Annotated in this window: 20 protein-coding genes; 10 read left to right on the top strand and 10 right to left on the bottom strand. The window is 54.3% G+C overall.

Annotated elements, in window-relative coordinates:
* Positions 1-47: 47 nt before the first annotated feature.
* The 3 genes from PKY88_05070 to greA all read right to left on the bottom strand — a co-directional run bounded on the left by PKY88_05070 (position 48) and on the right by greA (position 3,552).
* A complete protein-coding gene (locus PKY88_05070; protein ID HOQ04564.1) occupies positions 48-2,336 on the bottom strand; it encodes an NPCBM/NEW2 domain-containing protein in 2,289 nt (762 codons plus the stop codon).
* Between the two features lie 2 nt (positions 2,337-2,338).
* A complete protein-coding gene (locus PKY88_05075) occupies positions 2,339-2,866 on the bottom strand; it encodes a sigma-70 family RNA polymerase sigma factor (GenBank protein ID HOQ04565.1) in 528 nt (175 codons plus the stop codon).
* Between the two features lie 203 nt (positions 2,867-3,069).
* Positions 3,070-3,552: a transcription elongation factor GreA gene (gene greA, locus PKY88_05080; protein ID HOQ04566.1), complete on the bottom strand. Its 483-nt coding sequence runs from the start codon at positions 3,550-3,552 to the stop codon at positions 3,070-3,072.
* 215 nt (positions 3,553-3,767) lie between these two features.
* Here greA and ahcY point away from each other — a divergent pair, with 215 nt between their 5' ends.
* From ahcY to PKY88_05095, 3 genes are read left to right on the top strand one after another with little or no spacing between them, the layout of a single operon-like run.
* Positions 3,768-5,219, top strand: coding sequence for an adenosylhomocysteinase (ahcY, locus tag PKY88_05085; protein HOQ04567.1), 1,452 nt, complete (start codon positions 3,768-3,770; stop codon positions 5,217-5,219).
* A 14-nt stretch (positions 5,220-5,233) separates the two neighbouring features.
* Positions 5,234-5,641 (top strand): archease, encoded by a 408-nt coding sequence (locus PKY88_05090; protein ID HOQ04568.1) that lies wholly within the window; start codon positions 5,234-5,236, stop codon positions 5,639-5,641.
* 9 nt (positions 5,642-5,650) lie between these two features.
* Positions 5,651-7,081 (top strand): RtcB family protein, encoded by a 1,431-nt coding sequence (locus tag PKY88_05095; GenBank protein ID HOQ04569.1) that lies wholly within the window; start codon positions 5,651-5,653, stop codon positions 7,079-7,081.
* Here PKY88_05095 and PKY88_05100 read toward each other — a convergent pair whose 3' ends face one another.
* Complete coding sequence (locus PKY88_05100) at positions 7,082-7,321, bottom strand: hypothetical protein (GenBank protein ID HOQ04570.1); 240 nt, start codon at positions 7,319-7,321, stop codon at positions 7,082-7,084.
* Positions 7,322-7,424: 103 nt separating this feature from the next.
* Here PKY88_05100 and tatC point away from each other — a divergent pair, with 103 nt between their 5' ends.
* Positions 7,425-8,171 carry a twin-arginine translocase subunit TatC gene (gene tatC, locus PKY88_05105; protein ID HOQ04571.1) on the top strand — a complete coding sequence of 249 codons (747 nt, stop codon included), beginning with the start codon at positions 7,425-7,427 and terminating at the stop codon, positions 8,169-8,171.
* A gap of 65 nt (positions 8,172-8,236) precedes the next feature.
* On the opposite strand, the gene PKY88_05110 is transcribed toward tatC, so the two are convergent.
* Positions 8,237-8,449, bottom strand: coding sequence for a twin-arginine translocase TatA/TatE family subunit (locus tag PKY88_05110; GenBank protein HOQ04572.1), 213 nt, complete (start codon positions 8,447-8,449; stop codon positions 8,237-8,239).
* A gap of 239 nt (positions 8,450-8,688) precedes the next feature.
* On the opposite strand from PKY88_05110, the gene PKY88_05115 reads away from it, so the two are divergent.
* From PKY88_05115 to PKY88_05140, 6 genes are all read left to right on the top strand, one after another.
* Positions 8,689-9,282, top strand: coding sequence for a thioredoxin family protein (locus tag PKY88_05115; GenBank protein HOQ04573.1), 594 nt, complete (start codon positions 8,689-8,691; stop codon positions 9,280-9,282).
* 12 nt (positions 9,283-9,294) lie between these two features.
* Positions 9,295-10,086: a hypothetical protein gene (locus PKY88_05120; GenBank protein HOQ04574.1), complete on the top strand. Its 792-nt coding sequence runs from the start codon at positions 9,295-9,297 to the stop codon at positions 10,084-10,086.
* Positions 10,087-11,070: a DUF362 domain-containing protein gene (locus PKY88_05125; protein HOQ04575.1), complete on the top strand. Its 984-nt coding sequence runs from the start codon at positions 10,087-10,089 to the stop codon at positions 11,068-11,070.
* Positions 11,071-11,203: 133 nt separating this feature from the next.
* Positions 11,204-12,661, top strand: a complete 1,458-nt coding sequence (locus PKY88_05130) for an MBL fold metallo-hydrolase (protein HOQ04576.1) — start codon at positions 11,204-11,206, stop codon at positions 12,659-12,661.
* A 127-nt stretch (positions 12,662-12,788) separates the two neighbouring features.
* Positions 12,789-13,754 carry a PfkB family carbohydrate kinase gene (locus PKY88_05135; protein ID HOQ04577.1) on the top strand — a complete coding sequence of 322 codons (966 nt, stop codon included), beginning with the start codon at positions 12,789-12,791 and terminating at the stop codon, positions 13,752-13,754.
* Between the two features lie 157 nt (positions 13,755-13,911).
* A complete protein-coding gene (locus PKY88_05140; protein ID HOQ04578.1) occupies positions 13,912-14,415 on the top strand; it encodes a prepilin-type N-terminal cleavage/methylation domain-containing protein in 504 nt (167 codons plus the stop codon).
* 6 nt (positions 14,416-14,421) lie between these two features.
* Here PKY88_05140 and PKY88_05145 read toward each other — a convergent pair whose 3' ends face one another.
* The 5 genes from PKY88_05145 to PKY88_05165 all read right to left on the bottom strand — a co-directional run bounded on the left by PKY88_05145 (position 14,422) and on the right by PKY88_05165 (position 24,130).
* A complete protein-coding gene (locus PKY88_05145) occupies positions 14,422-17,217 on the bottom strand; it encodes a glycoside hydrolase family 31 protein (protein HOQ04579.1) in 2,796 nt (931 codons plus the stop codon).
* Positions 17,218-17,261: 44 nt separating this feature from the next.
* Positions 17,262-19,280: an alpha-amylase family glycosyl hydrolase gene (locus PKY88_05150; GenBank protein ID HOQ04580.1), complete on the bottom strand. Its 2,019-nt coding sequence runs from the start codon at positions 19,278-19,280 to the stop codon at positions 17,262-17,264.
* Between the two features lie 83 nt (positions 19,281-19,363).
* The gene (locus PKY88_05155; GenBank protein ID HOQ04581.1) at positions 19,364-20,068 is read right to left on the bottom strand and encodes a PEP-CTERM sorting domain-containing protein; all 705 of its coding nucleotides are present in this window, start codon (positions 20,066-20,068) and stop codon (positions 19,364-19,366) included.
* A gap of 93 nt (positions 20,069-20,161) precedes the next feature.
* Entirely contained in the window at positions 20,162-22,243 is a 2,082-nt protein-coding gene (locus tag PKY88_05160) for an immunoglobulin domain-containing protein (protein ID HOQ04582.1), read from the bottom strand.
* 51 nt (positions 22,244-22,294) lie between these two features.
* Positions 22,295-24,130 carry a right-handed parallel beta-helix repeat-containing protein gene (locus PKY88_05165; protein HOQ04583.1) on the bottom strand — a complete coding sequence of 612 codons (1,836 nt, stop codon included), beginning with the start codon at positions 24,128-24,130 and terminating at the stop codon, positions 22,295-22,297.
* Positions 24,131-24,205 lie beyond the last annotated feature (75 nt).

Below are 24,205 nucleotides of genomic sequence, written 5' to 3' on the forward strand. Positions count from 1 at the left end.
ATCTTTTTGTTTTCATTCCGGTCTTCATCTTTAAAACCTTTCTGCCTTCAATTCCCTGCTCCTTCCAGATGAATCCTGGGTTTGGCAAACAGGCACAAGTCATTGTCGATAGAATCATCAGACCCTTCCGCAGCAATCAGGGTCAGACAGCGGCTTTCCGGCGGCAGGGAGATATGAATTGGTTTGGGGGCATCGTCGGGTGTCATATCTTCAGCTGCAAAAACCTCCCGTCCATCCAGAAGGACATAAAAACCGGCTTTGGGGACGCTGGTTCGGCTTTCTTGGGAACCGGCCGGCGACAGTCCGCACAGAGCCGTGAAGGATTTCAGGCGTCCGTATTCGGCTCGCAGAGCGTTCAGGTCAAACGTAATTCCGGCATTGGCGTGCATCAAAATGGCCGGGTTGTCGGTCCCGCAAATCTGACCGCCGAGCTGAAGACGCACAAACCGCTCCGGGGAAAGCGGGTCGGGAATCTCGTCTGCATTCGTTATGGCAAGGTTCGTCCGGCTTTGCGCTTCCGCTGCAACCCACTGAAGCGAACTGTCCGAAACAATCGAAATCGGCCTGCGGGAGGCTCGATTGTCCACTACACGGAAAACTCCCAGCTCTTTCCAGGCCGCCTCATCCAGCTCAAAGCGTCCGAAGGGAGCGCTCTTGAAACCCGGCGCTGTGCGGTAATCTATCTCACTCTCATTCCAGAGGTCCTCCGGACCGTCTCGAAGACCGTAAACTGACAAGCTCCGTTTGCGGTTGCCGCTGTCCAGACAAAGATTTAAAACAGCTCCGGTTACGTCCTCTACCTGACGGATGTCAAATCGCAGCAAAATCATTCGAACCCGCTGGTCCTGGATATAGCGGCAGTGCAGAAATTGGGAGCCGCCGTACCGGCGCCAGGTCTGGTTCATCACATCATTGGTCAGGTAGGTGTCGGCTCCATCCCCGTCTGCTGTTGTCACAAAAACAGGCTGACCGTTCCGGCCCCGCGGGAAATACAACGAAGGCATTTTTGCCGGATCTCCCTGGGCTCCCTCTTTAGAGAAAAACCAATAAATCGAGGCATCATCCGAACCTTTTTTCATCACCATCAGCGTAACCAGGCCGTTGGTATCTTCTTTCAGGAAGGCATCGAGATTCAGTTCTGCATTTTCAGAGCGAAGAGGGGTCGGTTCCCCCTGACTGTTCGGAATGAAAATTCCGTCAATGTAAGGGCTGAACCGAACGGGAATATAGGACCGAAGGCTTTGAACAGACGGTTTAATCTGGCGGGCATCCAGAAGACTTTGTCCGTCCCAGGCGATGGCCTGATTGCGTTTTCCGCTGCCGCCGCCGTTTCCTCCGCCTACAATATCAGCCAGGCAGATATAAGATTGCCCCCGCCAGACGGTCTGGTTTTTGGAATCAAACGAGCGGACAAACTTATATTTCTCAAGACGAACTTCTGAAATCTCAAAGGTCTGGTTATTGTATCGAACAGCGTTGTTTTCCCGAACGATCAGACTGATATGAGGCTTATCTTTCGGACCTGCAAACAGCTGCACCGCGCCTTTCATCACATGCAGTTCGGATGAACCGTTCAGGTCTGCCTGCACGCCGAATTCTGTTCCTAAATCAATCATTTTTGCGGTTGGGGTCTGGACTGTAAATCCAATTCCTTCTGCAGAGACCTGCGCATAAAGCCGCCCGTAGGTCAGCAGAATCTCATGGCCTGACTTCATTTCAAATTCCGCCGGACCCTCGATGGTCAGCGAGACGCCCTGGTCTGTTTTCAGGGCGGCGATTCCTTTGGACAAAACCAGATGCTGATGCGTGGACAGCCGGGAAGAATTGCGAAGCAAAAGGGTCGGGTCTGCCCAGACCGCTTTAATGCTGTCCGTTAACGTAGCAACTTCAATGCCTCGTTTGAGAGAAACAATGTGGGCATACCCAATCAGGAATATCAGGGCAGCGGCAGACAGCGCCAGGGAAACAATGGACAGTCGGCTGACTCGCGCGGGAACCCGGCCTGGTTCCGCTTTCGGCTGCGGTTCGAACGTTTCCTTCAGCCCGGCGGGCCGCTCGATCCCCGGTACCGTTTCCTCCTCCCGGGCCATGGCCTTCCAGAACGCCATATCGTGCACAGAATCTCCCGGCTGCGGCAGCACCGTCAGCGCCGGCTCAAAGGCCTTGCCGCTCCGCAGAAGGGCACACATATTGAAGTACTCGTAATAAAACCGGCAGGCCTTTTTGTCCTCCGCCAAAATGCGGTCCAGTTCCTCCACCTCTTCGGGACGGATTGTGCCTTCCCGGACGGCGTCCAGCAGTTCAAACATTCTCTGGATGTCTCGTGCATTTTTCATTGTTATGCGTCCCACCCCATTTGTCTGCGGATGCACTGGAAGAGCTGATAGTGAATCCTCTGATATTCCTTGTAGAGACTGTTGACGCTTTCCTGAATCCGCTGGGAAATCTTCTGGATGGTTGCCCCGTCTTCATACCGCAGAGAAAGAAGCTGCCGGCTTCGTTCTGACATCTTTTTAATGCACTGGCGAAGTGCTTTCAGGGATTCATCCTTCTCGCCTGAAGAGCAAGCAGCTATTTCGCTGATATTTTCTATGGTCTTGCGGCTGAAATACTTGTTTTGAATTTTTTGCTTTTTGATATGTGAAAGCACCTGAAAATGGGCCACTTTCATTGCCCAGGATAAAAAGTCCGTTCCGGGTGCGTATTGTTCGAACTTATTCCAGAGCACGCTCATCGTTTCCTGAAGGATATCGTCTGCCTGATCCCAGTTGCCGATAATGGACATAATGAATCCGTAAATGCGATGCTGGTATGTCGAATAAAGATTTAAGAAAACCTTTACACGCTCATTATCATTAGCGGACATTATTTATCCTTTTTATGGACTTCTCTTTTCTTTCCTGCATTTGCCTATATCTTGAGAAAGAAAATTTGGTAAGAAGAAATGATTTAGGGCAAAAAAACAGTACGGGATAATGTATATCCAGTTCTTTTCGTTTCAAAAAGAAATCAGATTATGAATCGGCTGATTTCGGGGCTGGCGTTGTGGGATTCAAAACACAGTCGAGTTTAACGGATGGGAGATTTCTGGATTTCCAGGACTTCCAGATGAAGTTCGCCTCGTGGTACGTTAACAGAAATACGGCTGCCGACGGTGCATTCGTTCAATGCCTGGCCGACAGGGGAGAGAATGGAAATGCTGTCGTCGGTCAAGTCCGAATCATACGGGCCAAGCAGGTGATAGACATGGATTTTTCCTGTATCGAGGTCTTTGACTTTGACAACCGTACCGAAACCTGCCCGTTCCGTGGGAATCTGGGTACAGTCAATTGCTTTGGAAAAGTTCAGCTTTCCGCGGATTTCGGCCATTCGCCCTTCAATAAAGCCCAGCTGCTGACGGCCGTAAATATATTCGCCGTTTTCCCGCAAATCACCCTGTTCACGTGCCTCTGCGACGCGCTGTCTGACTTCAACGGCTTCTTTTTCTAAACTGCGCAGTTCTTCTCTGAGTTTTTCGTACCCTGTTTGGGATATGGGCATAATCTCCGGCATAAACATTTTCCTGAAAGAAAAAAACTTTTTGAAAACGGCATAGATATATCATTTTTCGTTTTGCTGTAAAGGATTGTTTGTAGAATTAATTTATTCTGTTTGTAAAAAGAATTATCAGGACGGGTTTTGTCCTTTATAAACCTGCTGAGAAGCGTTGCAGGCAGAATGGAAAAGAAGTATGATAACCCTATAAATGATAAAGAAAGGGATTTTGGATGGATACGATTCAGAATACAAAGCGGAAAAAGGTTCGGCCGGTGGATTTGAGTCTGCCGTACCAGGTGGCGGATATTTCACTGGCGGATTGGGGAAGAAGGGAAATGAAACTGGCCGAAAAGGAAATGCCCGGTTTGATGGCTATCCGAAAGAAATACGGGCCCAGTCAGCCCCTCAAAGGTCTGAAAATTACCGGCAGTCTTCATATGACTCTCCAGACGGCGATGCTGATTGAGACGCTGGAGATTTTGGGGGCGAAGGTCCGCTGGGCCTCCTGCAATATTTTTTCCACGCAGGACCATGCCGCCGCAGCGATTGCCAAGGCCGGCTGTACGGCAGTCTTTGCCTGGAAGGGGGAAACGCTGGAGGATTATTGGTGGTGTACCGAACAGGCCCTTACGTGGCCGGACGGCGGGGGGCCGGACATGATTGTCGATGACGGTGGGGATGCTACCCTGATGGTCATCCAGGGGATGCGGGTGGAAAAAGACCCGTCCCTCCTCGAACGCACCTACGACAACAAGGAATTCAGCATCGTAATGGACCGGCTGGCGGCCTCCTATGCACAAAATCCGACCAAGTGGACGCAGATTGCCGCCAACCTTCGAGGGGTTTCCGAGGAAACCACCACGGGGGTTCATCGGCTTTATCAGCTGCAGGCGGCAGGGGACTTACCGTTTGCGGCGATTAACGTTAACGACTCGGTCACCAAGTCCAAGTTTGACAATCTATACGGCTGCCGGGAATCGCTGGCCGACGGCATCAAGCGGGCTACCGGTGTGATGGTGGCCGGCAAGGTCGTTATCGTCTGCGGCTACGGCGATGTCGGCAAGGGATGTGCCCAGTCTATGCGCGGCTTCGGGGCCCGTGTGCTGATTACGGAAATTGACCCGATTTGCGCGCTGCAGGCGATGATGGAAGGCTACGAGGTCACGACAATGGACGAAGCCGCCCCTATCGGAGACATCTTCGTGACGGCGACCGGCTGCTGCGATGTGATTACCGGCGCTCATATGGAGCGGATGAAGGATGAGGCGATTGTCTGCAATATCGGTCATTTTGACAGCGAAATCCAGATGAGCTATCTGGAAAACAACCCCAAGTGCAAAAAGCAGATGATTAAGCCGCAGGTGGACAAGTGGACCCTCGAAAGCGGGCGCTCGATTATAGTCCTGGCGGAGGGGCGTTTGGTGAATCTCGGCTGTGCAGCCGGGCATCCGAGCTTCGTGATGAGCAACAGTTTTACCAATCAGTGCCTGGCCCAGATTATGCTGGCAACGGAGAATCTTAAACCCGGCGTTTATACGTTGCCCAAGAAGCTGGATGAAGAGGTGGCCCGGCTTCACGTTGAGGCCCTCGGAGGCAAGATTACCAAACTGACGCCCAAACAGGCCGAATATCTGGGAGTCCCGATGGAAGGCCCGTACAAACCTGAGCATTACCGCTATTAAGAGAACGCTCTCGTATGTGGGAGCATTTTGCCCATCAGGCGGATATCGGCATCCGGGGAATCGGGGCGACGCTTGAAGAGGCCTTCGCAGAGGCCGCCTATGCCCTGATGGCCGTCATGTGCAATCCGCAGAAGGTTCGCCCCCTCGAGCCGGTATCGGTTTCGGTTCAGATGGACGACAGAGAGCTGCTTTTGGCCGAATGGCTCAACCAGATTTTGTATGAAGCGGACACACGGAAGATGTTTTTTTCCCGCTTTGAGGTGAAGATTTCCGGCGATACCCTCACAGGCGTACTGTGGGGCGAGCGGATGGACCCCGTACGGCACGAGGCGGCCGTCGAGGCCAAGGCGGCAACGTATCAGATGCTGAAAGTCGCCTTTGAGGATGGACGGTGGATTGCCCAGTGTGTTGTAGATGTTTGAGGAGTCTTTATGGACCGCAAACTGGTCAAACGCAGAGATGAATACCGCTGGCTGATTGAGCGAACGGGCAAAATGCACGTGGACGGCCTGATTTTTGCCTCCGAGTCGCTGATTGCCGAGATGGACGACATGGTCGCCCGTCAGGTGGCCAATGTGGCCTGTCTGCCCGGCATCGTCGGCTATTCTTATGCGATGCCCGACGCCCACTGGGGCTACGGCTTCTGTATCGGCGGTGTAGCAGCCTTTGACCCGGACAAGGGCGGGGTCATCTCCGCCGGCGGCGTCGGGTTTGATATTGCCTGCGGCGTGCGGACGATGCATACGGGGCTGAAGGAAAAAGATTTCCTCCCGCATCGCGAGCGCATAGCGGACGCTCTCTTTCGCCATATTCCCGCCGGCGTCGGCAGCACCGGCAAGATTGCCCTTTCCATTCCCAAACTGGATGAAGTGCTGGCGGGTGGGGCGGTATGGGCTGTCCAGCAGGGTTTCGGCACAGCCGAGGACCTTCGCTTTATCGAATCGGGAGGCCGGCTTCCCGGTGCTGACCCCTCCAAAGTCTCCGACCAGGCAAAAAAACGCCAGCAGGAGGAAATGGGCACCCTCGGTTCCGGCAATCATTATCTGGAGATTCAGAAGGTTGAAGAAATCTATGACCCCCAAACCGCCGCGGCCTTTGGTTTGGAGGAGGGCGACATCAAAATCAGCATTCACTGCGGCTCGCGCGGGCTGGGTCATCAAATCGGGACGGATTACCTGAAAAAGATGGCGACGGCGGCCCATGAAGCGGGCATTGAACTGGCCGAGCGGGAACTGGCCTGTGCGCCGCTCAAATCCGAGGTCGGACGCAGCTATCTGGGAGCCATGCGAAGCGGCATCAACTGTGCCCTGGCCAATCGTCAGATTTTGATGCATCTGGTTCGGGAGGTTTTCGAGAAAGAGATGCCCGGCTCGCAAATCCGTCTTCTGTATGATGTCTCGCACAATACCTGTCAGGAGGAGGAACACGAAATCGACGGTCGGCTGTGCCGTCTTTTCGTCCACCGAAAGGGGGCAACCCGTGCCTGGGGACCGGGACATCCGGGACTTCCGACGGAATATCGTTCGGTCGGTCAGCCCGTTCTTATCGGCGGAACGATGGGCACGGCTTCCTATATCCTGGTCGGCACAAAAGAAGCCGAGTCACTTTCGCTTAGTTCCTCCTGCCACGGGGCAGGCCGGCAGATGAGCCGAACCGCCGCCACCAAACGCTGGCACGGCAAGGAAATCATCCGAACTCTTCAGGGACGGGGAATCCTGATTCGAAGTGCTTCGATGCGGGGGCTGGCGGAAGAAGCGCCGGGTGCCTATAAGGATGTCAGCGAGGTTGTCGAGGTCTCCGACAAGGCAGGTTTAGCCCGAAAGGTCGCCAAATTAGTCCCTCTGGTCTGCATCAAGGGCTGATTAGAGAACGGCTCCGAGAAACAGCAGGAGCATTGCGGCGGCAATCAGGGCCATACTGATTTGCAGCCCCCGCTGATACCGCCGCATGGCCGGATGGGCCTCTTCAATTTCGTAATACGTTTCCTCAATCTCGTGCCATTTCGGCTTCAGCTTCAGCCGTACATAAACGTAGGCGGCCAGCCCCGCCGCAAAAAGCAGCCCGCCCGCCGCAATCAGGAGAATTCTTAGAAATCCGCTCATCCCTCTATCTTATCTTTTCGCCTTCTTTTCGAAAAGGGATTTACAGACGGGAAAAAACAGATAAACTGGCTTTCGTTTCAGACGGGACAAGAGGAAAAATCGAATGGAACAGGAAGAAGAACTCAAGTCCATGAGTTTAGGCGACCATCTCGAGGAGCTTCGGGCGCGGCTTATTTTGGCTATTTTAGGTCTGACCGTCGGGATGGGAATTGCCCTGTTCTGGGGACGGGCCTTTCTGCATTTGATACTGCTTCCTTTTGAACAGGCGATGAAAACGTCCAGTCTGGAGCCGTCGCTTCAGGCTATCAAAGTGGCCGAGCCGTTTTTGGTTTACCTGAAGGCCTCTCTTGTGCTGGGGCTGCTTTTGTCTTCTCCATGGGTTTTTTATCAAATCTGGGCCTTTGTTTCGGCGGGGCTGTATCGTCACGAACGGCGCTATGTTTATGTCGTTGCCCCGATCAGTGTGGTTCTTTTTGTCGGCGGGGTTTTGTTTTTTTTGCTGGTAATTGCACCGATTGCCCTGAAATTTTTCGTTCAGTTTAACGCCGGTGTGGAGTATATCCGCTATCAGCCCTCTTTGTCGGATTATGTGTCCTTTATTCTGCTGCTTTCTGTGGTCTTCGGGCTGACGTTTCAAACGCCGATTTTTATCGTGTTTGCGGAGCGAATGGGCCTGATTTCTCTGCAATCGCTCCAAAAGGCCCGCCGGTATATTTTTTTGGCGTCCTTTGTCATTGGAGCGATTGCTACACCGCCGGATGTGATTACGCAGATTGCCCTGGCTGTTCCGCTTTATTTACTTTATGAAGCCGCGATGCTGGTCTGCCGTTTTTGGCGGCGGCGGGGATAAAAAAACAGCCCGCATCATCCGCTGCGGACTGTCAAAGGTCTCGATATCCGAATTGTTTTGCGGAATTACTGGGCGGAATTTTTCGGCAGATTTTTTTCCGCCGTCTTGTCGGAATCTTCGAGGGCTTTATGAATTTCATTTTCAGATTCTTTGATGCCCTTTTTGAATTCCGTGATGCTCCTGCCGATGCTGCGGGCAATCTCCGGCAGACGCCGACCGAATAGAAGCACCGCAATAATCAGGATAACCGCCCATTCCCACTGGCCTATAAAAGCCATAATTTGCATAAAAAGTCCTTTCTTTTGCTTCACAGAAACAACTGACTGAATGATATTGTACTGGAAATACAGAAGACGTCAAGAAAACGATTGTTGAGAATATCGGTTTTTTGTGAAAGTATGTCTACAATGGTTTTTTTGAGATTTTTTGAACCCTTTGCTCTTTGGGGCTAAGAGATTATAATCCTGTTTCTTGCGAATGGAAATCTTTTGAAAATGTTCACAGAACTGAGGGCACGATGGAATCACGTACCGGAATAAGATGGATTCTGCTTGTCTGTGCGGCCGGATTGGCGGCGGTCGGCGGATGTAAAAAACAACCTTCTGTGAATTCTCCTCAACCGGCTTCATCTGCTTCAACCCAGTCTGACGGGCAGCCGCGGCCGGCTACGGCTCAGGAGAATCCTCAGCCCGAGTCTGGGGCTGAACCCGCCCATACAGGGGTACGATGGTACACCAATTTCGAGGAGGCCCTGGCCGCCGCCCAGAAGGAAAACAAGGATTTGCTTATCAATTTTTCGGGCTCTGACTGGTGTATTTTCTGCATTCGGCTGGAAAAAGATGTTTTCGCCCAGGAGGCCTTTGCCAAAGAAGCGGAAAAATATTTTGTCTTTATGCTGGTTGACTTTCCCAATGACCCGTCCAAACAGTCGGAGGAAATCCGCAAGCAAAATCAGCAGCTGGCTCGGCGATACCGTTTTCGAAATCTCTTTCCGACTCTCTATCTGGCTAAGCCGGACGGGACTCCCTATGCGATGGCGGAGTATCAGCCCCTCGGGCCGACGGAATATTTGGATTATCTGCTGAAGATTCGGCGGTACCGGGACAGATAGAGCAGGGCGGCTATGAAGTTCAGCACTTTTCTTTTTCTCTGGTTTGTGGGTTGGCTTGGATTCGGCTGTCAAGCACCTCCGGCCGTTCAAAATCCCGCATCGGCTCCGCTGCCCCGTCTGAAAATTACGGATTTGGCCCCGCAGGAGCAGCCGTCAGTCCAGGTGCAGTCGGCCTTCGCCGTAATTGTCTGGCGGGTTCCGCTGGATAAGATGCAGGACCTGCCCCGCCTCCTCCCGATGCTGTCCTCCAAAGGAATCACCTTTTCGGACCCTTCGGCCTTTGAATCCAACGGTTTGTGGGCTGCAGCGGGTTCCTATGACCAGGCCCCGGCCGTTTTGTCAGCTCTCGAGCAAATCGGGGCCAAACGGCTCGGGACGAAGAAGCTTCTGATCTTTCAGGATTATCCGGAAGAAATTACCGGTTTTCCGGTCGAAGCGGGTCAGACATTGTTCTATTTCGGGACGGATAAGATTCCCGCCGGCAAGCAGGTCCCCGGAGGCCGGATGTCTTTGACACTTCGCGCCAGACCCGATACTCCTCAGCGAGGCTTTGTTTCCGTTCGAATTGAACCTCTTTTTCAGCCCGCCGCAGCCGGATACGGACGAGCCGGTATTTCCCTTTTCGAGAATCTGTCATTTCGAGAAGGCCGGCTCCTGACCTCCATGACGGAAGGAGATTTGCTCGTACTGGCCTCGCCCAAACCCGAAGAGATGAGTGTCTTCAGCCGATTCTTTTCAGCCCCGACAGCCAAAGAGCCGGGGATGCTGCTTTTTTTAATTGTCTGTCAAAAGGCGGGGGACTAAATGTCGGCGGACAGAGACAGGGCCTATCAGCAGCATTCCGCGGCTTCGGGTTATCCTATTGTTCTGTGCCGATGCAGCTCGTATGAAGCTTCCGAGGTTCGAGAAGCCCTCGAACGATTTTGGAATCTGGCGGGCGGAATCGGACAATTTGTCCGGCCGTCCGACCGGGTCCTGATTAAACCCAATCTGATTGTGCCCTCAGAGTCGGACAAGGCGGCCCAAACCCATCCGGCTGTCATCGTTACGCTTGCTCAGATGATGAAAGAGGCGGGAGCAAAACCGATGGTCGGCGATTCACCCGCCTGGGGCGATGTCCGCGCGTGCCTGAAGGCCCTGCAAATCGATACCGTGCTCGATTCGATGCAGGTGCCGATGGTGCAGCTGGATAGGGCCGTGCGGGTCAAGATAGACGGGGTAAGCGTCGGGATAAGCCGCGCCGCCCTCGAGGCGGATGTCATCCTCAATGTCCCCAAATTCAAAATGCATCAGCAGCTGGGCGCAACCTTCGCCGTCAAAAATATGTTCGGCTGCGTCGTCGGCAAGGAGAAACCCCTCTGGCATTTTCTCCGCGGCGGCGATGCAGAAGCCTTCTGCCGTCTGCTGCTTGGGATTTACCGGTACTTGGCGCCGGCAGTCAATCTGGTGGATGCGGTTATTGCAATGGAGGGGCAGGGGCCTATCAGCGGAACCCCCCGGCATTTGGGGTATTTCATCGGCGGTACAGACCCGATTGCCTGCGAATATGCCTGCTGTCGGCTGGTTGGTCTGGAGCCGATGTCCCTGCCGATTCTTCGAACCGCCGCGGCGATAAATTTCGGCTGCCCATCTCCGGAAAGGATAACGGTGCTGGGAGACCCTCTGCCGGAGACGCCCTGTCCGGATTTTCGCTTTGCTCAGCAGACGCCGCTTCGCTTTACTCTGCCCAGAATCTGCAAAAGCATAGCCAAGCAGGCCCTGCTTCTCCTGAAAAACCGTCTGGGTTAAACAGGTTTTCTCCATTGGGGCCAAATGGTTTCATCTTCAGGATTTCAGCAGTTGAGGTTTGAAAAGAATGATGAAGATGGGTAAAATTACAACTCTTACTAAATTTTTGAGTTGACAGGAGCGGCGGTCGCAAATGGGAATTGCATCCTTTTTCAGGTGGAAGCGGAAGGAAACGGCGGAGGGGTTACGAATTCGTCTACGTTTTTTGGGGGCGGCGGGAAACGTGACCGGTTCCCGTCATCTGCTCGAGTTTGACGGCACGAAGGTTCTGATTGACTGCGGACTGTATCAGGAACGCCAGTATCAGAACCGCAACTGGGAGGATTTCGGATTTGAGCCGTCTTCGCTGTCAGCGGTGCTTTTGACGCATGCGCATCTGGACCACTGCGGGCTTCTGCCGAAACTGGTTAAGGAGGGCTTTCGAGGGCCGGTTTACTGCACGCAGGCAACGGCGGAACTGGCCCAAATTGTTCTGCTGGATGCCGGCAAGCTGCAGGAAGAAGATGCCGAGTTCAAGCGAAAACGGCACCGCAAGGCCGGCTATACACCGCCCCGCCCGGTTGAGCCGCTTTATACGATGGAAGAAGCGAAGGCCTGCTTTCAGCAGTTTCGTCCGCTGCCGTTTCATGAGCCGATTCGGCTGGGGCCGGGGCTGGAGGCGGATTTTCACGAGGCGGGACATATTCTGGGGGCCTCGATGATTCGGATAGCGGTCTGTCGACATGGTGAATGCCGGACGCTTGTCTATACGGGGGATTTGGGACGCATCGGCCGACCGATTCTGCGCGACCCGGAAACGTTTGACCGGGCGGATTATCTTCTGGTGGAGTCCACCTACGGCGACCGCGAGCATCAGACTCCGGAGGATACAAAACGGCAGCTGGAGGCGGCGGTCAATCGAACCTGGCAGGCCGGCGGCAATCTGGTTGTCCCCAGTTTTTCCATCGGACGAAGCCAGGAGGTGCTGTACTATATGAATCAGCTGCTTTTGGAGGACCGAATTCCGCATATTATGACGTTTCTGGACAGTCCAATGGCCGTGCGTGCGACACGGGTCTTTGAGAAATACTCCAACCTGTATGACAGTGAAATGTCCCGGCTGGTTTTGAATCATGAATCGCCGTTCAGCTTTCGAGGCCTGAAATTGATCGAATCGCCGCGGGAGTCAAAGGCGATCAATCACATTAAAGGCACGGTTATGATTATTGCCGGCTCCGGGATGTGCACGGGCGGACGCATCAAGCATCATTTGGTCAACAACATTAGCCGGCCGGAGAGCACGATTCTTTTTGTCGGGTACCAGGCGCAGGGAACGCTGGGGCGGAAGATTCTCGATGGGGAGCCGGAGGTGCGGATTTTGGGACAGATGCTGCCGGTGAAGGCGGCGGTTGTGAGGGTTCATGGCTTTTCCGCCCATGCGGACCGACGGGAGATTCTCGAGTGGCTAAAAAAACTGCAAAAAAGCCCCCGAAAGGTCTTTTTGATTCACGGTGAAAAAGACAGTGCAGAAAACTTTAAAACGTATCTAACAGAGAAAACAGGTTGGGATATTCATGTGCCCGCGTTTCAGGAGGAGGCGGTGATTGATTAGGGAGAGTCCGATTAAGGATGTGTATTCTCGGGAATTCAGCCGGCATTCTATAAAAAACTTTCCTTTCAATTGGAGAAAAGATATACTTTACCATCTGATGTGTTTGGAAGGGAAAGGGGAATAAGCGATGGCAGAACGGATTCCCAAGGTGGTCATCATTGGTCCTGCTTATGTAGAAATGGCTGTCAAGTGCGATTCCTGTCCGGAACCCGGGCAAACCAAAGAAGGAATGGGCTTTACGTGTGTCCCGACAGGGCCGGGGGTCAATCGGGCCATACAGGCGGCCCTTTGCGGGTGCGATGTGTTTGTCCTCGGACGGATCGGAGAAGACTGCTTTGGGGAGATGATTAAGCAAAACCTCAGCCGGTATGGAGTCTCGACGGATTTGCTGTATGCGTCACCGGCCATCAGTACGGGGATTATCCTGACGCTGGTCGACGGACGGGGGGCGAATCGTTCCTGCCGTTCAGCGGGGGCCAATAAGGTGTTCGGACGGGATGAGATAGAATATGCGGCGGCGGAGCAGACCATCGGTTCGGCCAATGTGTGTCTGATTCACGACAGTTTTTCGCCGGAAGCCGTTGTGGCGGCTGTCCGATGTGCCCAGATTCACAAGACGCGGACAATTCTTGAGGTCAATCTTCCGATTCCCGACCGCGGGGTGGTGCACGCGATTGACTGGCCGGTTGATTTTTACAATGCGGATATTCTGGTTCTGCGTTTTGCGGGGCTGTGGAGCCGGACGGAACTGGGAGCAAGCGGCGAACAGGATATCAAGTTTATTGCGACCGAACTGGTGGCCAAAGGGGCCGGCTATGTTCTGATTAGTCTGGGCACACACGGGGCTTTGCTGGTGGACCGTCAGGGGACTCACTGGATAAAGGGCATCGCAACTGAAATGGTGGACTATACCGGCTGTGAAGATGCTTTCTGCGGGGCTTTGGCGGCCTGTTATGCCACCGGTGACAATCCTCTGTCAGCGGCTCGTTTTGCAGTGGCGGCGGAGGCCTTGGCCCGCAGCCGCTTCGGTCTGCAGGACGCCCTGCCGGTAAAAGAAGAGATTATTACTCTTCTTCAGGAGCAGCCGGACTAACTTTTTAGACCTATCGATGCAAATCTGTAACTCTACCCAATAGATTCAGGTTTTTCCCTATTGTTATCGGGCCTGACACGTTGGCTTTTTCTTAAGCCCCTCTGCGGATTTGCCGATACTTTTCGGGAAGATGCTCTGCCTGTTTTGGGAAAAAAGAATGACCTCAAAAGGGTTTACCTTATTGGAAGTGCTGATTGTCGTGGCCGTGTTAGGCATTCTTGCGGCGATAGTGATTCCCCAGATGCACGGGCAGACCCTTGCGGCCAAGGAAAGCACGGCGAAGGATACGCTTCAAATCTGGCGAACGCAGATAGAATTGTACAAAATGCAGCACGGTGGACTGGCCCCGGGGTATGTAAAGGGGCCGGTCAGTATGATTTCGGTACCTATTGATAATCAGATAATTGGGACTTCCGATGAAAAGGGGATGGCCCGCACTGATACGGTGCCGACGGCTCCTTATTTATATGGACCTTATTTGAAAAGTCTTCCGAAAAATCCTTTTAATAATCTGAAGACGATTGCCTACGTTGGCGACAGCGAAACGTTTGAATCCAAAGCGGACGGCAAGTCAGGCTGGCTGTATAAACGGTCCACAGCAGATATCCGTCTGAACTGGCCCGGGACGGACAGCCGCGGAGAGAAGTATGTGGATTATTGAGAGGAATTAATCATCCAGATTTAGGGTGATGGTTTTTGTTTCATCTCCTTGAGTTTTTTGGATACCTTTTTCCGTTATCAGTTCCACACTGACCTTTCGCAGAGGCCGCGGCCTTTGCCCTTCCTGACGGCTGATTTGAACCGAGACCGTTTTCCCATCCTGGCGGGCGGTGTATTCTGTGAGCAGGTATTGTCCTTTTTCGAATTCCCAGCCGTCGCCGGCATCTTCATAAAGGGTGCCTTTGGCGGTTCCGTTCTCATCGAGACAAACCAGAAGGGTCAGCTCCTCCAAAAAGTTTTCATCGGTATTCTGGACGACTTTTCCGAGCGGCAAAATGGCTCCGCCGCGAACCTTCAGTTCGCATTGGTACGGGTTGCCGGCGGCGTCACCGTCTACCAGGGAAACGGTTCGCCAGATGCCGGCAGGCAGGGAGGGGTTGACGGCCCAGCGGGGAATCACCAGCAGGTCGCTGCCGAGGAGAAAGGCCTGATCTTCCGTTCGAAGGGATGGATTTTCAGGTTCGACAAACAAAACGGGGCGAGCCGCCGGCAGGCCGGTTTTGTGCGATTCGTAAAAGAGGGTGTACAGGTAAGGCATCAGGCGATACCGTCTCTGCAGGGCGATGCGGGCGGCTTTTTCCGTTTCCGGACCGAAAGACCAGGGTTCCTGGTCGTTGGACTCCTTGACGGTATGGGCCCGGCTGAACGGATAAAAGGCCCCGACAGCAATCCAGTGTGCCCACAATTCCGGCGTTGCGTTGCCGTCAAAACCGCCGATGTCCGGGCCGCTGAAGGGTTGGCCTGACAGGCCGAGATTCAGGGACATCGGAATCGACCATTTCAAGTGCTCCCAGACGGCTTTGTTGTCGCCGGTCCAGGTGGCGGCGTAGCGATGGCCGCCGAGGAAATTGGCTCGGGAAAGGATGAAGGGGCGTTTGTCGGGCCGTGCCTGAAGGATTCCTTCGCGGGAGGCCTTGACCATCAGCATTCCATAGACATTGTGGTATTGGATGTGGGGGCCGCAGGGCAGGCTGTCTCCGCCGCGATGAAAGCAGTTGTCCGGCATGGTTCCTGTCTCGTTGAAGGCGGCCGGCTCGTTCATATCATTCCAGACGCCGTCAATGCCCATCTCGAGAAAGTCTTTGTACAAAGCGGCCCACCAGCGGCGGGCTTTGGGCATGGTGAAATCGGGAAAGACGCAGTTCCCGGGCCAGACCGGTCCGACGAAGGGTTTTCCGGCGGCATCGAGGACCCAGATGTCTTCTTGGGTTCCGCTGTCATAGACGAAATAGCCGGGTTCATATTTGACCCCCGGGTCAATCATCCAGACGGTTTTAAAGCCGAGAGTGTGAAGATGCTGATTCAGGCCTTTGGGGTCAGGGAAGCGGGAAGAATCAAAGGTAAAGATACGAAAGCCGTCCATATAGTCGATGTCGAGCCAGATAACATCGCAGGGGATTTGTTTGGCACGGAAGGTTTCGGCAATTTGACGGACGCGGCTGTCGGGGTAGTAGGAATAGCGGCACTGATGATACCCTAATGCCCAGCGCGGGGGCATCGGCATCCGTCCGGTCAGGTCGGCCAGATGCTGCAGGACTTCCTGGGGGGTTCGTCCCTCGAGGACATAGACGGGAAAGTCGGGGGCCTGAGCCGGCACGGAAAAAACGATGCCGGTTCTTAAGTCCAGCCGGGCCTGCCAGGGGGTGTCAAAGAGGACACCGAAGGCCGAGCCGTCCGGACGGACAGCCAAGACCCAGGGGTGGGACTGATAAAGCTGATCGGGTTTGCCGTAGCCGTAATTGTCTTTGTTGTAGAGGACGATTTGCGTGCCGTTGCGGAGGAGACGTCCGGTGACCTCGCCGGTGCCGTACAGGTCGATGTCGGGGGACAGTTCGACCAGGACGTATTTTCGTCCATCGACATGTGCAAACTTCGGTCTGACTTTCCAATCAGAGGCAAGTGTACCGATGGAAGGACGCGGTTTCTCGAGAGCGAAGGAGGGCAGGGCTTTGGATTCATCGGCTCCTTTCGGCCAGAAGCGGGCGATTTGGGGAGCGACCTTTTCGGACTTGCCCGGGATATCGGCTGATTTCAGGAGTTCTGAAAAATATTCTCCGGGGCCGTTGTCCGGACGGGTGACTGACTGCCAATCGGTTCCGATGCGCAGCTCATCGAATTCCCAGGTATTGGATTGATTTCCGGTGCGCAGGCGGATTTGATTGAAGAATAATTCCTGTTCCAGGTCGCTGATGAGATTGGAGGGCTGGGAGTTTTCCGGTCGGGCGTCGAGGGGATTGAGCCAGATTCGGATTTGTTCGGGGCCCTGCGGATTCTGCCGGATTCGCAGAACAATCCGGTGGACGTGTTTGTCTACAGTTGTGGGAATCTGTCCGATAGGAACGCCTCGTCCGTCAGAACTCCAATAAGCGAAATGGTCGGAAGCCCAGTCGTTGCCGACGCCGAAGAGCTCGCGGTCATCCTGATAGAAGAAGAGTCCTGCGTATTTTTCTTTATTGCTGTCCGTCAGATTGCGGAGCAGGAAACTGATGTAAAGAGTTTGTCCGGGCGGAATGTCTTTGAGAAAATCAGCAGGAAATGTAATTCCCTGATTGCCGTCTTTCAGCCGCAGTCGGCCGCCGGTTTCCTGATGAAACGGGAAATCCAGACTGCCGTCTATCCATTGGGCTTGTTCGGAAACCTGAAATGAATCAGGTTGCGTGAACGATTCCTCCCAGAGAACGCGTGCGGGAGCGAAGGAAAGAAAGGCCGAAAAAATAAGCAGGGAAAGCATTTTGGGGTTCATAGATTCCAATCCTTTTTTACGGAGACCATCCATTTTGCTGTCTTTTACTGCTGAAGCCAATGCTGAACAAAGAAAGCCAAATCCTCCACATCGACCCGTCCGGACAGATTGAAATCAGCCCCGCCGCAGGCATCCCACGGCTCGCAGTCAGACTGCCATCGGTCGGCGAAGAGCGCCCAGTCGTTTAAGTCCACCGCCCCCGAATTGTTCAGGTCGGGCGTTGTACCCTGTGAGAAGATGACCAGAGAATAGGGGGCGATGCTGATGTCGGCATTGTAAGGCAGTCCGTCTTTGGGACCTGCGGACGCCAAAACATCCAGGGTGCTCCAGTTTCCAAAGGCAGTGTCGTAGCCGTTCCAGTCGCTGTTGAAGCGGACTCGCCAGCGTCCCGGGCGGGGAAAGCCGATGTTGTAGTTGGGGAAGCCCTGATAGGAAAAGTTGGCGGCGATGACGACATCATCCCGCGGTCCGCCGTTCCACCAGCGGTGAAAAGCGATAACCTTGGCGGAGTTGTTGACGTGAAAGACATTGACATTTTTAGCCATGAGGCCCTTCGTCAGGCCTGTGCGGTTTCGGCGGAGAGAAATCAGGTCTGTATAAAGCTGCCGGATGCCTGCAAAGGTTGTGTTTTTGCTCCAGTCCAGCGGGGTGCCGTCGTTCCAGGAACCACTTTCGAGGAATTCCTGGCCCATGAAAAGAAGCGGGATGCCGGGACTGGTCAGAACCAGACCGGCGCCGAGCGTCGAGCGTTTTTTGGAATAGTAGCTGTCGGGATATTCGGGCCAGATTCGTGTCGGGACGCGGGATTTTCCGCTGGCGGAGCCGGCCTCGTCGTGGTTTTCGGTATAGATGACCCGCTGCGTGTCCCATCCGTTGTACAGATGCGCAATTGCATCGCGGATGTCCCACATATTGCGGTAGTCGTCATAGGCGGTTTCGAGGGCGGCGACGACTTTGTGATGAAAGCCGGGATCCCATTGGGAATCGAAACCGGCTCCGCCGACGCCGACGGGTTTGGTAAGCCAGTCATTGTCCCGCATATCCTCGGCGATGGAGATTTTGGCGGGGAAGGCGGCGTCGATTTCGTTATTAATCCACTGCATCAGGGACCATCCGGCTGGGATTTCAGGGCCGCCGATGTCCACTTCGCGAATGTAGGCGGTGCCGTCCATACGGATGCCGTCGAGGTTGAAGTCGGTCAGCCAGTACATCACATTGTCGCGAATAAAGGAACGGACTGGTCCGCTGTCGAAATTGGGTCGGTCCCCCCAGGGGGTATAGCGAAAGTTGTTTTCATAGAAATAAATACCGCCGGTGTCCGGATAGGTGCTGAAGCCGTCAAACTGCCAGAGAGAATATCCCAGGTCCGCTGGTCCCCAGTGGTTGTACACGACGTCCAGAAGGACGGCGATGCCGCGCTGGTGACAGGCATCGATGAACTGACGCATTTGGGCGGGGGTGCCATAGGCGCTTTCAGGTGCAAAGAGATTGCATGGATTGTATCCGGCCGAGAAATCGGTCGGGAATTCCGCGACAGGCAGAAGCTCGATCACATTGATTCCGAGCGATTGGAGATGGTCGAGTTTATCGATAGCGGACAGCCAGGTGCCGGGGCTGCCGCCGGGGGTATCATGGAAGGTCCCGATGTGCAGCTCATAAATGACCATTTCGTTCCAGGGCGGGAGGGTAAAGGGGCTCCAGGTATGGCTGGTGCTTACAATGACTCCGTTGCCGGTGGAACTTACAACATCCCGAGCGCGAGGGTCGATTTTCCAGAGAGAACCGTTGATGACATATTTATATTGCTGGTAAAGGGCGGCTCCTTCGACATCGGCGGACCAAAGGCCGTTACCCTCATAGGCCAGAGGGTTTGCGGTGGTGCTCCAGTTATTGAAATTGCCGGCGACGGCTACGGAGGAGGCGTTCGGTGCCCAAACTCGGAAGGTGGTGCCGGTAGCATAGGGAATGGCTCCCATGCCCGGACGTGTGGAGGGGACAGCGGCCCATAAGGGAGCTGTCAGCCACAAAAGAAGCAGACGCAGACAAACACTCTTTTTGGGCATTTCCAAATGCCTTTCAGTTGGTTTTCTTTGTTAATCCCCTTCCCGACAAAAGGAGTCGGGAAGGGGAAAAGCATATAACAAGATTATTTTTTCCTGCGTACGGCCAGAAGCAGACCGCCAAGTCCGAACAGGGTTAAACTTGCCGGTTCAGGTATCATGGCTCCGTCCCCGAACACAGGGCGGTATCCGGTTGTTCCGGCGGGCCAGGAGGCATCAACGGTGTCATAGATGCCTTCGCGGGTCATCCACGCCCAGACCATCACCTGGCGGGAGCCGCCGATGACAGACAGGGGAATGGTCATTTCATCGTTGGGATAATCCTCGTTCCAGCCGTAATAGGTGCCGGCGTTAGTCCAGCCGTTCCAGTTCCAGTACGTGCCGGTCCAATTGCAGGTTTCATACCAGCCCGCACCGCCTGCATAACAATAGATAAAGTCAGGCCGCATGGTACCGGCAAAAGACAGGATGCCGTAGCCGTCCTGCGAAGCGCCGCTGCCGGCGATGCCGTCGGTGTCAATGGCAAAGAAGAACGAATCGTGAGCCCAGTAGTCATCGCCGAGATAGCGGTTGGTCGAATTGCGATCGACAGCGATGTAGAGGTTACTGTCGTCCCAGCCGGCCAGCAGAGCATAGGTGCCCGTGTCGATGCCGGGCTGTGTGCCCAGATTGACAATTCCGGGACCTGTCCATTCATTCAGAATTCCATCCAAGACCGGTGTGAAGGCCGAAACGGGTACAGCGGCCGTCAGCAAACATACCAAACCCATCATCCACGTTCCTTTTTTCATTTTCCCATCCTCTCAAAAAAGTTAAACGATATTTTTTCGCGGGCTGTCCGCACCTTGAAAGATGCGGACAGCCCCATCCCATTTCCTCAGACATTAACTTTGCGGAGCGATGCTTGTATCAAGCAGCCATTTGGAAGCCAAAAGTGCCAGGTCATCCAAATCGATGCGGCAGTCGCCGTTAAGGTCATGCTGAAGCGGTGCCGGGCAGACTGATGTACGGGTGATGTCGGCATACTTTTGGGCGATTTCTGCGGCATCGAGGGCGTAGTTGTAAATCTCGACTTCATCGAGGATGCCCGCTGTGACGGAAAAGCCCTCAATAATCAGCCCGCCGACGGTGTCTCCGCGAACCCGTCCGGCCAGAGAAACAGGCGAGCCGGTCGGATTGATTCGTCCGGATACGGCATCAAATTCCTGAATGATAGAGCCGTCATCGGCGCTGTGAACGCGGCTGAGAACCCCGTCAATGTAGACTTTCTTTACGGCACCGTCGAATGTGCCGACAACATAGTGCCACTGCCCGTCATAGACGGTTCGGTTGGTGGGGGTCCCTTCATCATTGCCGGTTCCGCGGGTGGTCAGGCAGACCCGGTCGAGCGTAAATCCGCTGTGCCGCAGCTGCCAGCCCTCGCCGAATTCGCCATTTCGGGCAACCATCGGTCCCCAGGTGGCGGCGGAAGATGCCTTAATCCAGCAGGCAACCGTCAGAGAATGATTGCAGATGTCAAAATAGGAGACCTCTTCCGGATTGGTATAGAGGAGGTCCTGTGCATCGGCATCGGCATCAAACTCCATCGCATTTCCGACGATTCCCGTTGTGAAAGCAGGGTCGCCGTACAAAATAGAGACCGGGCTGCCGGGAACAATGCTGTTGGGGTTTCCGCCTTCAAACGGCCAGTAGGCGATGCGGCGTCGGATTCCCAGAAGAGCTTCTTCGGAAGCGACCGGAATATTCGATTCATTGTTGACGATGCAGTAATAGCGGCCCTCGTCGGACAGCTGGGTGTTTGCGATGGACAAAACAGCGGTTTGCGTGCCGGAGTATTTGCCGCCTTCTGTGAGGGCGATGTCCGGGCCGCCTTCGACGGCCTTATACCACTGATAGGTCTCCGGTGAAGGAGAGAAGGCCGTTACGGTAAAGACGGCGGTTCCGCCGGCAGGGACGACCTGATAAGCAGGCTGACCGGTGATTTTCGGAGAGCTCAGTTCGGTTGAAAAGACCCAAACGTTACCCGCAAAGATTTCATCGGTGTCCAGCACGGTATCGACGCGCCACCAGTAAGTTGTGTCTTTTTGAGCGGAATTGAATGGGAAGGAGGCGCGAAGCGTTTGGCTGTCCCAGGAGGTGACGGTGCCTTGATAGACCATGTTCGGGTCGGAGTCGGTGTCGATATAAACCTTAAATCCAACCAGATTAGGATCGGCCATTCCGTTCGGGTCCGTCGGAATATTCCAGGAAAGAACCAGACCGCTGACAGGGACTTCCTGTGCGTTGTGAGAGGGGTCAGGATTGTAGGCCACACGAAGGGCGCCGGGGCGGATGATGATGCCGTCTCCGAAGGTCGGTCGGTATCCTGTGACACCGGCGGGCCAGGAGGCGTCCACGGTATCATAGATGCCTTCGCGGGTCATCCAGGCCCAAATCCGGACGTTCGGCGAGCCGCCGATGGCTGACAGCGGTATAATCAGTTCATCATCGGGATTGGAAGGGGCCCAGCCGTAATAGGTGCCGGAATTCGTCCATCCTCTCCAGTTCCATCCGCTGCCGGTCCAGTTGCAGGTTTCATACCAGCCTGAACCGCCGGCATAACAGTAAATAAAGTCCGGACGCATCGAACCGGAGAAATACAGGATGCCGTATCCATCCTGTGTACCGCCGCTGTTGGGCTGGCCGTCAATGTCAATGGCTACAAAGAAGGAGTCATTTGTATTTGCCGTATCGCCCAAATAGCGGCCTGTGGTTTTTCGATCCACCGCCAGATACAGATTAACAGTATCCCAGGTTGCCAGAAGGGTGTATTGGCCTGTTCCGATACTTAGCTGACTGCCCAGAAAAACCACGTCCGGGCCTGTCCATTCCGTTAAGATTCCGTCGAGGGAGGGCGTTAGGGCCTTGAGGGGAACGGCAGGAAAGAAGATGCTTACCAGTAAGAGGATTGCATTGACTTTTTTCATAGATTCACCCTTTCCTTAATGGTTTCTGATTATATCTTTTTTATGAATCGGCTACCATCCTGTATTTCCGGGTCCGCGTGTAATCTGAAAGTTCGGATTGTTCTGAAGCAGCCCTCCGGCGGCTGCATTTTGGACGGTGACGTATTCGAAATATCCGCTGCCCGCGGCGGAGATTTCAAGACCATAGGTACCGGCTGTTTCGATATGGGCGGTTTCAAAGCGGGTTTGGGTAATTTGTCTGGCGGCAGAGGAACCGCTCAGAAGGACGCCCTGATACGTGCTGTCGAGGATCTGGTTGGATGCGGCCAGGACTGGAGCGGTGATGTCTCCGTCGCAGGCAAACAGCCAAACAGCTCCAACGTTAATATTGTAATCGATGCTGCGGCTGCCGGTGCGTTCGAGTCGATTGTTTTGAATGAGGGTTGTTCCGGCGAAGGGATAGGAGGAGAAGCGGTTGGCAATCTGGATGCCGGCCCCGTTGATGACGGTGTCGCGAATCCAGTTGCCGACGGCGGCGTTGGCCGTGCCGCCGTAAAGGCCGATGCCGTTGGCCAGCAGGGGCAGCTGAATGGTGTTGTTTCGGAACAGATTATTCTGATTGGGACCGGGTCCCCATTGCGTATAAGACCACATAGCCAGACCGTCATCGCCCGTATTCCGGACAGAACAGTGTTCCACGACAGTGTTGGTGACTCCGAAGGCCAGGTTCAGGCCGTCGGCGAATGTGTTTCGGATGCGGCAGCCGGTAATAGTCAGTCCGTCGCTGGGACCGCTGATCCAGATGCCGGCTTCGGTGTGTTCTATCCAAACCCGTTCGATGCGTGAGCCCGGGCCGAATCGTCCTTCGATGCCGGTGCGCTGGCCGGAGGTTCGATAGGTGCTGAGGCCGTCAATTTTGAAATCGGACAGGATAATGGTGCCGCCTCGGCCGTAAAGCCGGCAGTTCAATCCTTCGAGAACAGTATGCCATATTCCTGCGCCTCGAAGAGTGACGTTTTCGAGGTTGACGCGGTCGGTAATGCGGAACCGGCCGGGGGGAATCCAAAGTCCTTTGCCTTGAGATTGTGCTTCAGTTACAGCATTTCGAAGGGCATCGGTATCGTCGAGGGTGTCATCCGGCGCTGCCCCGAAATCGGTCAGACAAAGGAAACCCTCCGGTTTCGGCAGCGGTTCATCCGCCCGTTCAAAATCCGCCAAATCAATCAAGTAGTAGGAAGCCGTATTGCCGGTGTCTTTCTGAAGACGTATACGGGTCCCGGCAGAAAGAGTATTTTCAAAGAGGACGGCGGTTTCATCGAAGAAATGGTGCGGGCTTCCGTCTGCCGGATTGTTGGTGTAGGGATAAGCCCCATACACCCAGCTGTAAGCGGATGTCAGGGGCAAATCTCTGTGATGAATATCGTTCAGATAAAGACTGAGCGTGTGCTGTGCGCCGGCCCCGTCGGCAGAGTCCGGGATGCAGAAGCGAATGACCATAGCATCGGCAGGTTCCGCAAGGGTGAACTCCACAAAATGGCCTGTATTCGTGAGTTTGACGGCTTTGCGTCCGGAGGCCTCTGCGGCCTGCGTCAGGTATGTACGGTTGGGGCCGATGATCGAGGCATTGGTTTGGGCCTTTTCCGCTTCGTATTCAAGATAGGGCAGATAAGCCCCAACGTTCGGAACGGAGGAGAGCCATTGCGGAGTCATTAATTCCAGATGGGATTTCTGCTGTGTTTGAAGCCATTCGGCGGCCAGCAGAGCGAAATCCTCCAGGTTCACCGCACAGTCCTGATTGAAATCATAGTCAAGCGGAGTCAGGCACCTGTAAGTGCGGGAGGGGACTGCTAATGCGAAAGCCGTCAGCCCAATCCACGCAAACAAGACTATTCGATGCCGTCTTTTCATCCACCTCATCCATCCGTTTATTTTTCTGTCTGTTATCGGGGCAGGTATCCGCGGACCATATAATGGAGGTCTTCG

The organism is Anaerohalosphaeraceae bacterium, assembly GCA_035378985.1.
In the GTDB taxonomy this organism is placed as follows: Bacteria; Planctomycetota; Phycisphaerae; order Sedimentisphaerales; family Anaerohalosphaeraceae; genus JAHDQI01.

Excerpts from the sequence above, each read along its gene's own strand:
- PKY88_05070 (HOQ04564.1), bottom strand. The coding sequence starts at position 2,336 with ATGAAAAATGCACGAGACATCCAGAGAATGTTTGAACTGCTGGACGCC.
- PKY88_05075 (HOQ04565.1), bottom strand. The coding sequence starts at position 2,866 with ATGTCCGCTAATGATAATGAGCGTGTAAAGGTTTTCTTAAATCTTTAT.
- greA (HOQ04566.1), bottom strand. The coding sequence starts at position 3,552 with ATGCCGGAGATTATGCCCATATCCCAAACAGGGTACGAAAAACTCAGA.
- ahcY (HOQ04567.1), top strand. The coding sequence starts at position 3,768 with ATGGATACGATTCAGAATACAAAGCGGAAAAAGGTTCGGCCGGTGGAT.
- PKY88_05090 (HOQ04568.1), top strand. The coding sequence starts at position 5,234 with ATGTGGGAGCATTTTGCCCATCAGGCGGATATCGGCATCCGGGGAATC.
- PKY88_05095 (HOQ04569.1), top strand. The coding sequence starts at position 5,651 with ATGGACCGCAAACTGGTCAAACGCAGAGATGAATACCGCTGGCTGATT.
- PKY88_05100 (HOQ04570.1), bottom strand. The coding sequence starts at position 7,321 with ATGAGCGGATTTCTAAGAATTCTCCTGATTGCGGCGGGCGGGCTGCTT.
- tatC (HOQ04571.1), top strand. The coding sequence starts at position 7,425 with ATGGAACAGGAAGAAGAACTCAAGTCCATGAGTTTAGGCGACCATCTC.
- PKY88_05110 (HOQ04572.1), bottom strand. The coding sequence starts at position 8,449 with ATGGCTTTTATAGGCCAGTGGGAATGGGCGGTTATCCTGATTATTGCG.
- PKY88_05115 (HOQ04573.1), top strand. The coding sequence starts at position 8,689 with ATGGAATCACGTACCGGAATAAGATGGATTCTGCTTGTCTGTGCGGCC.
- PKY88_05120 (HOQ04574.1), top strand. The coding sequence starts at position 9,295 with ATGAAGTTCAGCACTTTTCTTTTTCTCTGGTTTGTGGGTTGGCTTGGA.
- PKY88_05125 (HOQ04575.1), top strand. The coding sequence starts at position 10,087 with ATGTCGGCGGACAGAGACAGGGCCTATCAGCAGCATTCCGCGGCTTCG.
- PKY88_05130 (HOQ04576.1), top strand. The coding sequence starts at position 11,204 with ATGGGAATTGCATCCTTTTTCAGGTGGAAGCGGAAGGAAACGGCGGAG.
- PKY88_05135 (HOQ04577.1), top strand. The coding sequence starts at position 12,789 with ATGGCAGAACGGATTCCCAAGGTGGTCATCATTGGTCCTGCTTATGTA.
- PKY88_05140 (HOQ04578.1), top strand. The coding sequence starts at position 13,912 with ATGACCTCAAAAGGGTTTACCTTATTGGAAGTGCTGATTGTCGTGGCC.
- PKY88_05145 (HOQ04579.1), bottom strand. The coding sequence starts at position 17,217 with ATGAACCCCAAAATGCTTTCCCTGCTTATTTTTTCGGCCTTTCTTTCC.
- PKY88_05150 (HOQ04580.1), bottom strand. The coding sequence starts at position 19,280 with ATGCCCAAAAAGAGTGTTTGTCTGCGTCTGCTTCTTTTGTGGCTGACA.
- PKY88_05155 (HOQ04581.1), bottom strand. The coding sequence starts at position 20,068 with ATGAAAAAAGGAACGTGGATGATGGGTTTGGTATGTTTGCTGACGGCC.
- PKY88_05160 (HOQ04582.1), bottom strand. The coding sequence starts at position 22,243 with ATGAAAAAAGTCAATGCAATCCTCTTACTGGTAAGCATCTTCTTTCCT.
- PKY88_05165 (HOQ04583.1), bottom strand. The coding sequence starts at position 24,130 with ATGAAAAGACGGCATCGAATAGTCTTGTTTGCGTGGATTGGGCTGACG.